Below are 14,883 nucleotides of genomic sequence, written 5' to 3'. Positions count from 1 at the left end.
AGATTTTACATATATCCGCGAAAAACACAGATTTATCCGCGATTTTCTGCAGATAATCGCGAAAACTAAATTATATTCGCGAAACCTCAAATTCCTAAACATAATCTTCGGAAATCGCATTCATGATATCCCTTACATTGGAGAAACTAAGCAAAAAGCGTAAAGGGGATGGATTCAGTGATTGAGATACCTTCAAAAGCGGAAGGAAAGCATTTTGATTTATATAAGCTGGAGCAGGCTTTGAAGCCGATTGGCTATTCGATTGGCGGGAACTGGGATTATGATCACGGATCTTTTGATTACAAAATTGATGATGAGGTGGGGTACCAGTTTTTAAGGGTCCCATTTAAGGCAATTGATGGGCAGCTTGATGATCCAAGCTGTACGGTGGAAATAGGCAGGCCGTTTCTGCTTTCCCATAAGTATCAGCGCGGCCTGGATGACCACGCCTATACAGGGAATTTCAGCGCCTCCTTTGATCAATTCTCGGAGCCTGTGGATAAGGATGCCAGTTTTCCGGAAGAATTCATTGATCTCGGCAAAGCGCTTGTCGAAGAGCTGGAGTCTAAATTATTAAGAGATTAACCGAGTATAACAATCAGCTGATCCTGCTGAAGAATTCTAAAAGGCTGGGGAGGATTAACCAGAGTTTCTTCCCCTCTTTTAACACCCAAAAGCAGAATGCCTTCTTTCATAAGCTCAGCACTAAGTTCAACAAAAGTCTTATTTTCCACTTCTTCTGATGCAGGCTGAAAAGTTAATTTGCGTTTATCAAGCTGTCCCAGCAAATCAAGGAATGAAGTAACAAGCTCCTGGGAAGAGACGCTGTTGATCATGACGAAGCTAGTAAGAACATTCGTTTGAACAATTTCATCGGCTCCCGCTCTTTTGGCGTTGGCTGCCTGTTCTGAAGTTAATATTTCAACAATACATTGTACATCCCGGTTTAATCCTTTGATTGCCAATAAGGTTAATATTGAATTCATGTCAGCATGCAGTTCATCTTTGTTCTGATCAGCTGTTATAATTACTTTTTGGGCATCAAAGATATTTGCCTTCACAAGTACATCATCTCTGTTAGCGCGACCCTGAATAAAATGTACATTATTGTGGGGAACAGGGTTAGACTTTAGTGTTTCATCTATTAAGGCAATGGAATGGTTCATCCCATCGCCTCCAAGAGTATTGACGATCTCCCTTGAGCGCTCGTTCCAGCCGATCACAACAATATGGTTTTGACCCCGATATTCGATCTTTCCTTCCAGGAAGTCATTCTGTCTGGTAACTGCTGCTGTTGCAAGTGAAATAAAATAGGTAGACAGAAAGCCCGCTCCTGTAAAAATAAGCGCAATACCCACTATTCGCCCTGCAGTACTTTTGGGATAAAAATCTCCAAAACCGACAGTTGAAGCGGTTACAACCGCCCACCAGATTCCATCAAAAAATGTCGGAAAGGAGGAGGGTTCAATAATATGTATTAATCCGCCAAACAGAAAGATCACCATCAGGGCAATCAGCAGAATTCTGATTACTAAGGGCAAACGTATGAAACTGTAATAGATGTGCTGAGGCATATTACCCCTCCTAAATTTCAAAAAGGTTTCAGCAGCTGACTGCTAAAAAATGCCAGCTGCATAGAATATAAAAAAAAGCCATGCCAGCATATACTTTAATTAAGTATATCGTCTATTGCACGGCTCAGCAGTTGAATGTCCTTTGATATTTCATTTTTCACGTCGTCAATCTCGCACCTTTCATATTCATCCATGAGAAGGGAGAGTTCTCTTTGTAGTATGACAGCCTCGTGTTCAAAATCCATGATGACTCCCTCCTTTAGGGATATATAGGACTATCGGGCAGATAGTAAATGCCTTAGTATTGTTACATTTATGTTACCCGATTTCTTTTCCATTTAAACGGTAAATCCCTTAATAATTTGAACATGAAATTTAGAACGAATATAATTTACCCTCATATTTTGCTCGTAAACGCATCGTTTATACTAAATAGCCGGAAAGTAAAAAAACGAAAAAAAATACCCCGGGGAAAATCCGGGGATTCTTTAAGTCAATTCTATTTTCGAATTAAGCTGTAAACCGAAGCGCCTATTAGATCACCGGCTTCTTTCATCCGCTCGGCACTAATGTGCTCGATGGAATCAAGTGGTGTGTGGTAATACGGTTCAAGATTGGCAGTGGCAGGTTCTCGTCTGATAAAGTTGACTGCCGGGATTCCTGCATCATGAAAAGAAACATGGTCTGAAGCTCCGCGCTGATAAAGAACCAGCTCAGATGGGGTGCCAATCCGCCCGGCTGTGGCAATGGCGGCTTCTGTTGCGATATTTGCCTGGCCATCAAGGGTATTCATGTAAATCGCAGTGGCATTTTCCCATGCTGTGCCTACCATATCCATATTGAAATTTGCGATGCTTCGCTCTATTTCATTGCCGCTCAGCTGGCTCACATAATATTGAGAACCAAGAAGACCAATCTCTTCTGCACCTACAAAAGCAAAACGCAATTCTTTGTCAGCGGGATAGCTTTTCAGGACTCTGGCCAGCTCTAAGGCAACAGCGGTTCCGGATGCGTTATCGCTAGCCCCAGGAGCAAATGGTACACTATCAAAATGTGCAGAAATGTGGACAATGTCAGTTTCCCCGCCTTTATTAGGCTTAGGGTGCTTGGTGGCAATAATATTTTGCGATCTTATGTTTTTAAAGCTCTTGACAGTCAGTGTTACCGTTTTGTTATGTGCAGCAACATCTTGAAGTAGTGCTTCTCCGCTTGCCTTTGTTATGCTTCCCACCGGAATGTCATATGGGCCTCCAATTGAAGGATTCATGGGTGCTGGCTGATCCACATTGTTATAAATTAGAACTCCCGCAGCACCGGCATTCACTGCGTTTGTAACTTTTTCCGCAAAACTAATCTCTCCGCGTGAAATAAGTGCTATTTTTCCTTTGGCTTCCTCTGTAAAATCAGCTGCCCTGCCTAATCCAGCATCATATAATTCAGAAGTAATTCCTTCTTCAGGCGTTGATCCTGATCCGGAAGGAATGGTTATAAGAACCTCCTTCAGATCACTGGTGTGTAAATCTCCAGCCATTTTATCCGGTATGCTGAACTCTTGTGTTTCTACTGTGTAGCCATAGGACTCCAGGCGTTTGCGTATAAAATCAGCTGCCTGCTTTTCTGCTTCTGTTCCTGCAACCCGCGGCCCTATGGTTTCAGATAAATAGCTGACATCCTCCATCATGCGGGATGCATCGACCCTTGCAATTACCTTCTGATCAAATGCTTTGGAGCCAGGATCCAAAGCTTTACTTTGTGCTGCTTCAGCACTCTGCACAAATTGAACAGGCACTGCATACAAACTTGAAGCTGTCAGAACGGCTGCAAGCATAATTGAAGAAGCTTTCCTTCCAACTTTCATCTTTTATTCCTCCTCGACTAGTAATCCAGCTATATGTATTCGCTTACATATCTCCGCTTCCTTTAATAAAGAGTTAAAACGATTCTATTAGACTAGCAGATATTTCAGATGTGTGAGAAAAGTAAGATTCTACCTTTTCGAATTGTAAAAAATGGTAGATTTAAAGTACTAAATCTGGACAGCAGACATGTAAAATCATGACCTTTGAAGGAGACTGATAGTTTATGATCATATGCAACTAGAAAAATACAGGTCTTTCGACTATCGAAACTTACGTACTTTTGATTTATTCTGAAAATTATAACATTATTTTAAATAGGGGGATTTTTATGAAAAAAGCTGCATTAAAAGTGGTCATGGCCTCAGTTATCGTTTTCCCGCTAATTGCAGGAGGGATTTTGCCTGCAGCAGGTAAAGACAATCAAAGCAGCATGGCCTTGGCTGAATCTCGGATTAAAGTCGAAAATGGCATGACACAGCCCATTTTTTCTCTGGATGATGCCATTGTCGAAAGAGTATTTGTTGAAACAGCAACTGACAGTGATGGAGATGGAAAGCTGGATCGAATACGTGCTGATATTATCAGGCCAAAGGAAACAGAGGAAGGTTTAAAGGTTCCTGTTATTTATGAAATGAGTCCTTACCGTTCTGGAATTAAAGGTGTCCCGGTTTATGACGTGGATACAGAACTGAACTCTGTACCCAAGAAAGGGAAAAGCAAAGGTGAAAAAGGTAACCCTCAGGCAAATCTCCCAGGTTATTATGATGACTATTTTGTACCAAGAGGCTACGCGGTTGTTCTTGCAGAAAGTGTAGGGACAGGCTTGTCGGATGGATGTCCTACAACCGGCGATGAGCATGAGATCCTTGGAACTCGTGCTGTAATCGATTGGCTGAATGGCAGAACGAAAGCTTTTAATGCAGAGGGACAGGAAATACAAGCTGATTGGTCAACAGGGAATGTGGGTATGACAGGAGTATCTTATAATGGAACACTCCCTAATGCTGTGGCAGCAACAGGAGTTGAAGGCCTGAAAACGATTGTGCCAATAGCGGCCATAAGCAGCTGGTATGACTATTATCGTTCGAATGGTGCTGTGATAGCGCCAGGCGGATACCAGGGGGAAGATGCGGATAACATGGCAGAAGCCATTTTAACCAGGCAAAACCCTGAAGCTTGCAGCAATGTCATAAAAGGATTAACGGAAGGCCAGGACAGGGAAACCGGGGATTACAACGAATTCTGGAGTAAAAGGGATTATACAAAGGATGCTGATCAGGTTAAAGCAAGTGTCTTTATTGTCCATGGGTTAAATGACTGGAATGTTAAAACAAAGCATTTTTCAGATTGGTGGCAAGCGCTTGGCGATAATAATGTTCCCAGAAAAATGTGGCTTCATCAAGGCGGCCATTCCAGCCCATACAGCTTCAGACGCGATGTATGGCTACCAACTTTAAATAAATGGTTTGATTACTGGCTCTATGATATTAAAAATAATGTCATGGATGAACCAATGGTTGACATCCAGAGGGAGGATAAAACATGGCATACTGAGGCAAACTGGCCGGCTAAGGGAACCTCTGACGCAAAATTGCATTTTAAACCGGCTTCCGATGGAGGGGGCAGCTTAGAACTGAATCCTGTACCGAACAAGAATAAGGAGAATCAGCATTTTGTGGATGATGCCACAATCAAGGCTGAAGAATTGGCCCTGAATCCTGATTCTTCATTACCTCATAGGCTCGTCTATTTGACGCCTCCATTAGAAAACGACATTCGGATGAGCGGAACCCCGGAAATTCAAATTCGTGCAAGCATTGACCGGAAAACGGCCAACTTAACTGCCCTCCTTGTTAAATATGGGGAAGGAAAGCCGGAAATTGTTACTAGAGGGTGGATGGATCCGCAAAACCTTCACAGTGAAAATAGATCTTCAGGACTGACGCCGGACCGTGAATACACTTTTACATGGGATATGCAGCCGGATGATTATGTATTTAAAAAAGGTGATCGTATGGGAGTAGTAGTTCTATCAAGTGATTATAACTATACAATCAGACCTGGGGCAGGCACGAAAATAACCATCGACCCGGAGAGAAGCCATATAATGCTTCCTGTGCAAGGTGGAGTTAAAGCATTTAAGTAGAAAAATAGAAGGGATCATTTCTGGGTCCCTCTTTTCTTTTTAGGAAAATAGTTGCATTGCCACAATTGAATACATTGAATTAAAATAAAACCTATCTCATAAATATACAAAACTATTGCATCTGGAGGTACATAATGAATAAAAAGAAAGCTTTATCAGGAGTTTTGGCAGCGGGTATTTTGGCATCTGTTCCTTTAAGTGCTGCTCATGCGATCAGCCCAAAGTGGGTCAATGTTAATGTGTCAGAGGAAAAGGAAGGAAGTTTATTCAATAGCGAAAACTATGACTTTATGAAATTCTCAGTAATAGGGACAAAACTTGCAGAAATTGAAAAACAGTCTAATAGAGTGAAGGTGGAGGTAAAAGGTACTTCCGCGGATGGATACCCTCTATATGTCGTGACCATTGCAGATCCGGGTGCTCAGGGCAAGTTCGGTAAAATTCAGGCCTTAAGAAAGCAAATGTTCAAAAATCCGGAGAAAGCCCAGGATTGGATTGCTGATAACCCGGACTTTAAAGTGCCAATCATGATCAATGGGTCGATCCATGGGACAGAGTTTGTGGGAAGCGATGCTGTGATGCAGCTTATTGAACGTTTTGCCACACAGAATGACGAGGAAACAAAGGAGATTCTGGACAATAATATCCTTATTTTTAACGTGGTGCAGAACCCGGATGGCCGTGTGGATGCGACCCGTTTTAATGGCGAAGGAATTGATTTGAACCGTGATTTTATCACGCAATCACAGCCTGAAACGCAAGAAACCGTGTCTCTTATTAAAGAGTGGAATCCGATGGTCTTCCTGGATACTCACGGATATGTGAAAAATTATGCACCAAACAAACAGGGTTTGATTGAACCTTGTACACCTCCGCATAATCCTAACTATGAATATGATTTATATCAAAAATGGGCTAATCATCAGGCAGAAGCAATGGAAGCAGAAATTATGGGAGACAAGGCTCTTTACACAGGCACCCTGTATAAAGAAATGGATGGTGCATATATTCCGCAGCGGGATGATTCCGCCGGCTGGGACGATTATCCGCCAATTTTCACCCCGATGTATGCCATGTATCATGGTGCTTATGGCCATACCCTTGAAGCTCCGACAAATGACGAAGACGGCGTCCGCTGGATGTACAATGCCATTATGGGAGCACTGAAATATTCAACCGATAACAAGGAAGCAATGATTACAGACCAAATTGAAATGTTTAAGCGCGGCATTAATTTTGATCATCCTTTTCATGAAGAAGGGCATTTCCCGAAAGCATATATTCTTCCAGTGAATGAGGAAGATCCAACCGCAGTAAATAAGGCTGTTAATCATTTAATTAAGAATGATATCGAGGTTGTTCAGGCGTCAAAAGCATTTGCAGCAGACGGCAATTCCTATCCAAAGGGCACTTACATCGTTCCAATGGATCAGGCAAAGGCAGGTCTGGCAAACACCATGCTGTGGGATGGTGAGGATATAACAGATGATACACCGGCCATGTATGATATTTCTGCCTGGAGTCTTCCAGAACTATGGGGCTTTGAAGCAATCGCTGTTCAAAATGATGTAAAGGCAGCGGCAACAAAGGTGAATAATGTGAAAGAACAGGGTTCACTAAGCGGAAAAGGGCCATTTATTATTCCGAACAGCTCAGTGAAAGCAGTTCAGCTTGTGAACGAATTGCTTAAGCAGGGGGTTATGGTTAAACGCGACAGCGAAGGAAACTTCTATGCTGAAGGATCAGCAAGTGCTATTTCAGCGGCTGTTAAAGAGTCCGGCCTAGATATCATGTCAGGAAGTGTTCCTGCAGATGCAGAGACAATTAAAGAAATGAGTGTAGGCATTTTAAAAGATGGAGGGATGAACAAAGCGCAATCTCATTCAGGCACGAAACTGGCTCTTGAGAGATTAGGCTTTAGTGTAACGGAATTGACTCCAGCGGAGGTTGCAAATACTGGCCTTGCTTCCCATGATGTCTTTGTTTACAGTGGAACGGAAAATTTAATTTCTTTGAATTTGAGTAATGCCAATAAAGAATTTGGCCTTAAAAATCAGGAAGAACTGGCTGCATTTAAAGCAAATGTAGAAAAGTTCGTTTCTGAAGGAGGAAAATATATTGCTGTAGGTGCCGGTGCTTCCCGTGCAACAAAGACCCTGGGCCTGACAGATGATATTATCAATACTGGAGGATCCAATAGCAACGGAATTATTAAGGTAGATTATAAAGGCACTGGCGCAACAGCAGGCTACAGTAGAGATGATCTTGGATTCGTTTACCGTCCAGTCTGGTATACGGGCACAGAGAATGATGACGTGCTTGCAGCCATTGCTGATGAAGAAAACTTCTTCGTAGCGGGACACTGGAAAAACCGCAGTGCTGCACAGGGCCAGGCCATCATGGTGAAAGAGCAGGATAAGGATGTTACACTAATTGGCCTTGAAGCCGGCTTCCGTGATCATACTGATTACCTCTTCCGATTACTTTCAAATTCTATTTTTGAAAAGTAAAGTCCCCTTAGGGAGTACCCATTCAGTTTCGGGAGGAACGTATCATTTGACTAATGGATGATTGAATCATATAATTAAGTTAACAAAATAGTTCGGATTCTTCCTGAAGGGGAGTAGCTGTTAAGTAGAGTCGTCAATACGAGATGATAAATCTCCGGCTTTACTGGCAACACAACGTTGCTTGCGAGACCTTTACCATTAATTTGGTAAGGTCTCTTTTGTTTAAAAGGCACTGAGACCAATAAATGGTTCAGTGCCTTTTATTTTTAGGGGAGAGTCTGGAACAGGGAGGTTTAAAATGAAACCATATCAAAAGCTTGCAGAAAGTGTGAAATTTTCCAGGAGCCTTAATTGGACCAGACTTCTTGAGAAAGATGACAGCTTGGAATTTATAGGAGCAGGAAGAAGTGCATTTGCCTTTAGGATAAAAGGAACTAATCTTGTATTAAAAGTATTTTTCCCTGAGTTTAAGAAAATTGCCAGGGAAGAGGCGGAAATTTACAAGGCGCTCCCTGACCACCCATATTACCCATCTCTGTATGGGTCTGGAGATAACTATATTGTGATTGATTATGTACAGGGTTTGACTCTCTTTGAATGTCTCGCAAAGGGAGTCCCGATAGAAGAGGAGAAAATCAGGCAGATAGATGAGGCTTTAAAGCTTGCGAGGGAAAAAGGGCTGAACCCTTCGGATATCCACTTGCGCAATATTATTCTTACAGATGATGGCCATATTAAGATCATTGATGTTGCCCGATTTAAACAGACGAAGAATTGTACACAGTGGGACGACTTGAAGCATGCATTCTATAAATTTTACAGAAAAAAATATTTTCCAAAGAAGATTCCTGTATTAATCATGAATACGATTGCGGCTCTTTATAAAAAACGGATTGTCCGGATGGGTTCCTAAACAGTTCATTTGATATAGCATTTTTCTTTTGAAATAATAAATATCACAAAAACACAGAAAGGGGCGGTATCCATGAAAGTTCTAATCGTCGGAGCAAACGGACAAATCGGAAAGCAGCTGGTAAAGCTTATTAAAGAAGAAGATAAACATACAGTACGAGCGATGATCAGAAAAGAAGAGCAGGCCCGGCAGTTTGAAGATATGGGTGTTGAGACGGCAGTTGCAAGTCTTGAAGGAACGGTTGATGAATTGGCTGAAGCTGCCAAAGGCTGTGATGCAATTGTGTTTACTGCAGGTTCAGGCGGACATACAGGCTATGACAAAACTCTGCTGATTGACCTTGATGGAGCTGTAAAAACAATAGAAGCGGCGGAGAAGGCTGGTGTGGATCGGTTTGTTATGGTCAGCGCTATTCAGGCGAATAATCGTGATAATTGGAGTGAAACGATCAAGCCTTATTACGCGGCAAAGCACTATGCCGACAGAATTCTGGAAAACAGCAGCTTGAACTACACTATCGTTCGTCCAGGCGGCCTGACAGATGAAGCCGGAACCGGCAAAATCAAAGCAGCAGAAAATTTGGAGCGTGGCTTCATTCCCCGTGAGGATGTAGCCAAAACCCTGTACGCTGTCCTGGATAAAGAGAACACCTATAAACGTGCATTTGACCTGGTATCAGGTGAAGAAGATGCAGAAACTGCAGTGAATAATTTATAACTCTTGCCCGGTGTGTATGCACCGGGTTTTTTATTGGCAAAATCAAGTATATATTGTGCCGTTTAGAGAAGATTAAATTATAAAACACAGGTGTCTGCCCATAAGAAAAGGGTAAAAATTATATTGCTTATGGCTATTTATACGCCAAAACACATATAAGTTACAGGCATTGGAAATTCCAATGTCCTTTTCGTTTTAATTGCTTCTCAAAAGGGAATAGGAAGCTGTAAAAGGAATTACATAACTTTCACATTTTCCTCATATAAATGTTGTTTAAGTGTCACAGCTTTTAGTCCGGAACTGGGGAATAATGTGATGTAGTGAGCATTCTGGAGGAGTGAACGAATGAATGTATAAAAAACAGGAACGCATATTAATGTGGCTTGCTTTTACAGTGGCTATCATTATGGGGCTTTCTTTTATTGGCCGCATTTTTGCAGGATAGGAAAAGGAGAATGTTAAATGGGAAATGAAGAATCTGTCTTTTTCAGCCGTGTCTTAACTGAGCTGACATTATCCTTCCACATCATTTACGCAACCATTGGTGTTGGCATTCCGCTCATGATTATGATTGCACAATGGGTGGGGATAAAAAAACAGGATGAGCATTATATTCTGCTCGCGCGAAGATGGACGCGCGGTTTTGTCATTACGGTGGCAGTCGGTGTTGTTACGGGCACTGCCATCGGCCTGCAGCTTTCATTGCTGTGGCCAAACTTTATGGAACTCGCAGGCAATGTCATTGCACTGCCTCTTTTTATGGAGACATTTGCCTTTTTCTTTGAAGCGATTTTCCTTGGGATTTATCTGTATACGTGGGATCGGTTTGAGAATCAGAAGAAGCACATGCTTTTATTGATCCCGGTTGCAATTGGGGCTTCATTTTCAGCTATTTTCATTACAATTGTAAATGCTTTTATGAACGCACCTCAGGGTTTTGACATTGTGAATGGGCAGCTTGTAAATATTAACCCGATACTGGCGATGTTCACTCCCGCCATGCCAACGAAGGTAGCGCATGTGCTTTCAACAGCCTATATGACATCAGCGTTTGTTCTGGCATCAATAGGAGCCTTTCGCCTTCTAAAAGGATCGAATCATATCTACCATAAGAAGGCATTGCTGCTTACAATGAAAATCGGATTGATTTTTTCGATCGCTACAGCGGTAATTGGTGATTTCTCCGGAAAATATCTCGCAGAATACCAGCCGGAAAAACTGGCTGCCGCCGAGTGGCATTTTGAAACAAAAGAAGGGGCACCGTTAATGCTCTACGGGGTCCTTGAAGACGGTGAAGTGAAATATGCGATTAAGATTCCTTATGCACTCAGCATCCTTGCGCACAGCAATCCAAATGCAGAAGTTATCGGACTCGATCAATTTCCAGAAGATGAAATTCCGCCGCTTTATATCCATTACCTGTTTGACCTGATGGTGACTATCGGCATGTGGATGACGGCACTTTCACTCATCTATGTCTTAGGCACCTGGTTTAAAATGCGGTTTGTTAAGTCGAAATGGTTCCGCTGGCTGATCGTTCTGGGCGGCCCTTTATCCATCATTGCGATTGAAGCAGGCTGGTGGTTTGCGGAAGTGGGCCGGCAGCCGTGGATTCTGAGGGGTATCATGCGTACTGAAGATGCGGCAACCTCAAGCGGCCAAGTAGACTTAATGCTTCTTCTGTTTGCAGGCTTATATCTCGTGCTGGCAATCGGAAGCATCATTGTCCTCACTAGAATGTTCCGCAAAAATCCTGTCGAACAGGAATTGGCCGACCGGGAACTGGAGAAAGAAGGTGAGCTGCGATGACTCTTGAGATCATCGGAATTTCCGTCTTATGGCTATTTCTATTTGGTTACGTCATCGTTGCCTCGATTGACTTTGGAGCAGGGTTTTTCAACGCATACAGTCTATTCCGCGGTAAGCAGCATATTTTAACGAGAATCATACAGCGTTATTTATCACCGGTTTGGGAAGTTACAAATGTGTTCCTGGTGTTTTTCTTCGTAGGCATTGTCGGATTTTTTCCGAAAACAGCCTACTATTATGGAACGATCCTGCTGGTGCCGGCAAGCATTGCAGTAGTCCTTCTTGCCATCCGCGGTTCTTATTACGCCTTTACCACATACGGAGGGCTAAGACAAAAAAGGTGGACCTACCTGTATGGGCTCTCAGGTCTTTTCATCCCAGCTTCCCTGTCCATTGTCCTGACCATTTCTGAAGGCGGATTCGTTAGTGAAGGATCAGCGGGACTGGAGCTTGACTATTGGGCATTGTTTACAAGTCCTCTTACGTGGAGCATTGTTGTGCTGAGTTTGGCAGCAGTATTATATATATCAGCAGTGTTCCTGACGTGGTATGCCAATAAAGCAAACGATGAACCAGCTACTGAGCTGCTTAGAAAATATGCCCTTATATGGGCGGTGCCTGCTATCGTAACAGCGACAGGCATTATTGTCGAATTGCGGGATCACAATCCTGAGCATTTCAGCAGATTAATGGACCTATGGTGGCTGTTCGGCATTTCATTCATTCTGTTTGCAGGAACTGTTTATCTAATATGGAAGCGAGAAATGTACGGACTTGCATTCGGGCTCTTGGCAGGGCAATTCCTTGTGGCGTTCTTTGCCTACGGAATCTCGCATTATCCGTACCTGCTTTATCCATACCTGACCATTTATGACGGCTTTACAAACGAAGCTATGGCCATCGCCCTGATCATTGCCTTCATAGCAGGACTGGGATTGCTCCTGCCGTCCCTTTATCTGCTTCTCAGGCTGTTCCTTTTCAATAAAGACTATGTTCAGGGAAAGCGGGACGATCATGCATAGGAGGGAAAACTCATGGCGGAATTTGTGATGTTTTATGCGCCGTTTATTGTGATCATTGCTTCCATTGCCGCGGCTTTTTGGCTGGCGGGGAAGGATGAGCGGATAGAGGAGTAATTAGTACGATTCAGCCCTAAGCGGGCTGTTTTTTTTTGCCAATGTATACTTGAAACCTTCTCCTTTTATAACATAAACCTGTCATCATTCAGTGATTTACTAGGATTCACCTAATTGACTCTATCTAGAGCTAGTCTAAATCCTGATGACTTATATTATAGACACTGCTAATAAAAGAGATAGATGAACGGAGGAATGCTTGCAGAAGCGTTTTAACTATTGCATTCTAATCTATGTTCCGCCATTTGGAAATAAGGAAAATTAATCAAAGGCTTCGATGCATTGATAACCGTCGAAGTCTTTTTTATGCCTTTTGAAACACAAAAATATATTGTTTAAGAAATTTGTAAGAGCGGACCTTTACTATAAGTAATGCTTACATTTTTATATGATAGCGGGAGGTTTTTCATGTGTTTTGAAAGTTTACATAAAGGTAAGCTAGCATGGCTTAGTGAATTTTCACAAAGTGAAATGATGAATTGTTTACTCTCTATTTTAGACATTTATAATGTGGTTTTTATTGATACAAAGGGAAAATTTGTGAGATATAACCAGCAATTTAAAAACTTTATTCAGAGCGGCGATTATCATTTTTGCGATCAAGGTTGCATAGCGGAGATTTTTAAAGAGTTAAATGAGCAGAAGCTATTTGACTCCATACTATCCAATGTAGAAGATAACGGGATATGGTCGGGGAAAATTCTCATTAATTTCAGCGGTTTTCCCCAGGTACAGGTCCATATTTCGCGTGTAAATGGAGATCAGCTTCATGATCCAATATACATGTTTTTATTTTTCAAGGACGAAGTAAAAAGTGCAGAAGAGAAATGGAAGGAGCTTGCCTATACAGATGAACTGACAGGACTTTCGAACTGGAGGGAATTCCGGGAAAAGTTTTCCACTATCAAAAAAGAAAGAGAGTCGTTCGGGCTCTTATTTATTGATATTGACAATTTTAAAGAAATAAATGATCGGCATGGGCATATTGTAGGAGACAAAATGCTGCGGTTATGTTCCAATAGGATTAAAGAAGTTATAGGTCTAAATATGCATGCTTTCCGAAAAAGCGGAGATGAATTTCTTGTCCTCGTCGAGGAAGTAGAGAAGACAGAATATGTAGAGAAAAAAATAAAAAGAAGCTTATCTGGCGATTTTCTAATAGGGGAATCTGTGGTGAGTGTGAGTGTGAGTGTGAGTATTGGGCTAAGTACTTACCCAGCATTGGGAAAAGATGAGGAAACACTCATTCACCATGCAGATATGTCGATGTTTAAAGATAAAATGAGAAAAGTAGAAAGAGGTATAAGTTGTGGGGATTAGGCAAGAAAATAAGACGGGATTAATAATTGAAGAGATGCAGGCTGCTCCAATCTTCAATATGTTAACTGCTAATATTATAAGATCAAAAGCACCTATTACAGCAATTTTCTTAGGCGTTTACAAGGAATCAATATTGCTTGAGGGAGATTTGGAAGCAATTGAAGATGATATAACATCATACCTTAATGCTCAAATACGTCAAACAGACATGCTGATAAAGTTATCCAAGGCATTTCAATGGTGTGTTATCTTACCCCAAAGCAAGGAGGAAGAGGCAAACGCCTTTTTAAGCCGTCTTTTCCAGGGAGTTCAAAAGGCGAATGATTGGTTATTTCAGGTGCATCAGCTAGCGTTTTCAGCAGGTGTAATAGAAATAAGAAACAATGAAATTAATTATGATGAGTTAATGCTTATTGGGTACAGATCACTTGAAAGATCCATAAGGCTAGGGGATTGGAATATAGAATATATAGAAGATTTCAAAGAAACAGCCCCTGAGGAAATAAGGGTTAGCATTCTCGAAGAAGATGAAGTTTTCAGCCGCATTCTAAATATGAGTCTGGAAAATCTTCCATTGAAACGGGTGGATCTTAATATTAATACGTTTCAAGATGGCTTGGAATTCCTTGAATCAGACTGGCATTCATCGAGCCATACTCATTTAGTTATAATGAATGATATTTTGCCCAGAAAGAACGGGTTTGAGGTCCTATATAATATTCGAAGATGGCCTAACAATAAACGATTTATCATTTTTATGCTTACGAAAAGAACTACAGAAGAAGATATGATTTTTGCCTTTGAGAATGGAGCCGATGCGTATTTAGCCAAGCCGTTCAATATCCGTTTGTTTGAAGCACAGGTGAAAGGGACACTGGAAAGATTATGGAAATGATAAG

General features: G+C 41.8%; 13 protein-coding genes. 10 read left to right on the top strand and 3 right to left on the bottom strand.

All coding sequences use genetic code 11. The annotated features are described in order from the left end of the window. The first annotated feature begins 177 nt into the window (after positions 1-177). Positions 178-585, top strand: coding sequence for a YugN-like family protein (locus tag A361_RS23390; RefSeq protein WP_009331624.1), 408 nt, complete (start codon positions 178-180; stop codon positions 583-585). Here A361_RS23390 and A361_RS23385 read toward each other — a convergent pair. From A361_RS23385 to A361_RS23380, 3 genes are all read right to left on the bottom strand, one after another. Continuing rightward, on the bottom strand, positions 582-1,574 hold the full coding sequence (locus A361_RS23385) for a potassium channel family protein (protein ID WP_019383172.1): 993 nt from the start codon (positions 1,572-1,574) through the stop codon (positions 582-584). The genes A361_RS23390 and A361_RS23385 overlap by 4 nt on opposite strands. A 95-nt stretch (positions 1,575-1,669) precedes the next feature. After that, positions 1,670-1,819: a hypothetical protein gene (locus A361_RS30635; protein ID WP_009331622.1), complete on the bottom strand. Its 150-nt coding sequence runs from the start codon at positions 1,817-1,819 to the stop codon at positions 1,670-1,672. A 254-nt stretch (positions 1,820-2,073) separates the two neighbouring features. After that, positions 2,074-3,432, bottom strand: coding sequence for a DUF4910 domain-containing protein (locus tag A361_RS23380; RefSeq protein WP_019383173.1), 1,359 nt, complete (start codon positions 3,430-3,432; stop codon positions 2,074-2,076). A 329-nt stretch (positions 3,433-3,761) separates the two neighbouring features. On the opposite strand from A361_RS23380, the gene A361_RS23375 reads away from it, so the two are divergent. The 9 genes from A361_RS23375 to A361_RS23340 all read left to right on the top strand — a co-directional run bounded on the left by A361_RS23375 (position 3,762) and on the right by A361_RS23340 (position 14,879). Continuing rightward, positions 3,762-5,579, top strand: coding sequence for a Xaa-Pro dipeptidyl-peptidase (locus tag A361_RS23375; protein WP_019383174.1), 1,818 nt, complete (start codon positions 3,762-3,764; stop codon positions 5,577-5,579). 134 nt (positions 5,580-5,713) lie between these two features. Next, on the top strand, positions 5,714-8,089 hold the full coding sequence (locus A361_RS23370) for a M14 family zinc carboxypeptidase (protein WP_019383175.1): 2,376 nt from the start codon (positions 5,714-5,716) through the stop codon (positions 8,087-8,089). A gap of 298 nt (positions 8,090-8,387) precedes the next feature. Next, the gene (locus A361_RS23365) at positions 8,388-9,002 is read left to right on the top strand and encodes a serine/threonine protein kinase (protein WP_009331618.1); all 615 of its coding nucleotides are present in this window, start codon (positions 8,388-8,390) and stop codon (positions 9,000-9,002) included. 72 nt (positions 9,003-9,074) lie between these two features. Beyond that, positions 9,075-9,719 (top strand): SDR family oxidoreductase, encoded by a 645-nt coding sequence (locus A361_RS23360; RefSeq protein ID WP_009331617.1) that lies wholly within the window; start codon positions 9,075-9,077, stop codon positions 9,717-9,719. Positions 9,720-10,181: 462 nt separating this feature from the next. Then, entirely contained in the window at positions 10,182-11,528 is a 1,347-nt protein-coding gene (locus A361_RS23355; RefSeq protein WP_009331616.1) for a cytochrome ubiquinol oxidase subunit I, read from the top strand. Continuing rightward, positions 11,525-12,550 carry a cytochrome d ubiquinol oxidase subunit II gene (locus A361_RS23350; protein WP_019383177.1) on the top strand — a complete coding sequence of 342 codons (1,026 nt, stop codon included), beginning with the start codon at positions 11,525-11,527 and terminating at the stop codon, positions 12,548-12,550. Before A361_RS23355 ends, A361_RS23350 begins: the two co-directional genes overlap by 4 nt. A gap of 12 nt (positions 12,551-12,562) precedes the next feature. After that, positions 12,563-12,664: a cytochrome bd oxidase small subunit CydS gene (gene cydS / locus A361_RS31555; protein ID WP_019383178.1), complete on the top strand. Its 102-nt coding sequence runs from the start codon at positions 12,563-12,565 to the stop codon at positions 12,662-12,664. A gap of 408 nt (positions 12,665-13,072) precedes the next feature. Further along, positions 13,073-13,984 (top strand): GGDEF domain-containing protein, encoded by a 912-nt coding sequence (locus A361_RS23345; protein WP_019383179.1) that lies wholly within the window; start codon positions 13,073-13,075, stop codon positions 13,982-13,984. Beyond that, positions 13,974-14,879, top strand: coding sequence for a response regulator (locus tag A361_RS23340; RefSeq protein ID WP_019383180.1), 906 nt, complete (start codon positions 13,974-13,976; stop codon positions 14,877-14,879). The genes A361_RS23345 and A361_RS23340 overlap by 11 nt, the downstream gene beginning before the upstream one ends. Positions 14,880-14,883: the final 4 nt, after the last annotated feature.

This window comes from Cytobacillus oceanisediminis 2691, assembly GCF_000294775.2.
Lineage (GTDB): Bacteria > Bacillota > Bacilli > Bacillales > Cytobacillaceae > Cytobacillus > Cytobacillus pseudoceanisediminis.
Note: the sequence above shows the minus strand (reverse complement) of the source record. Positions and strands in the feature narration are given on the sequence as shown.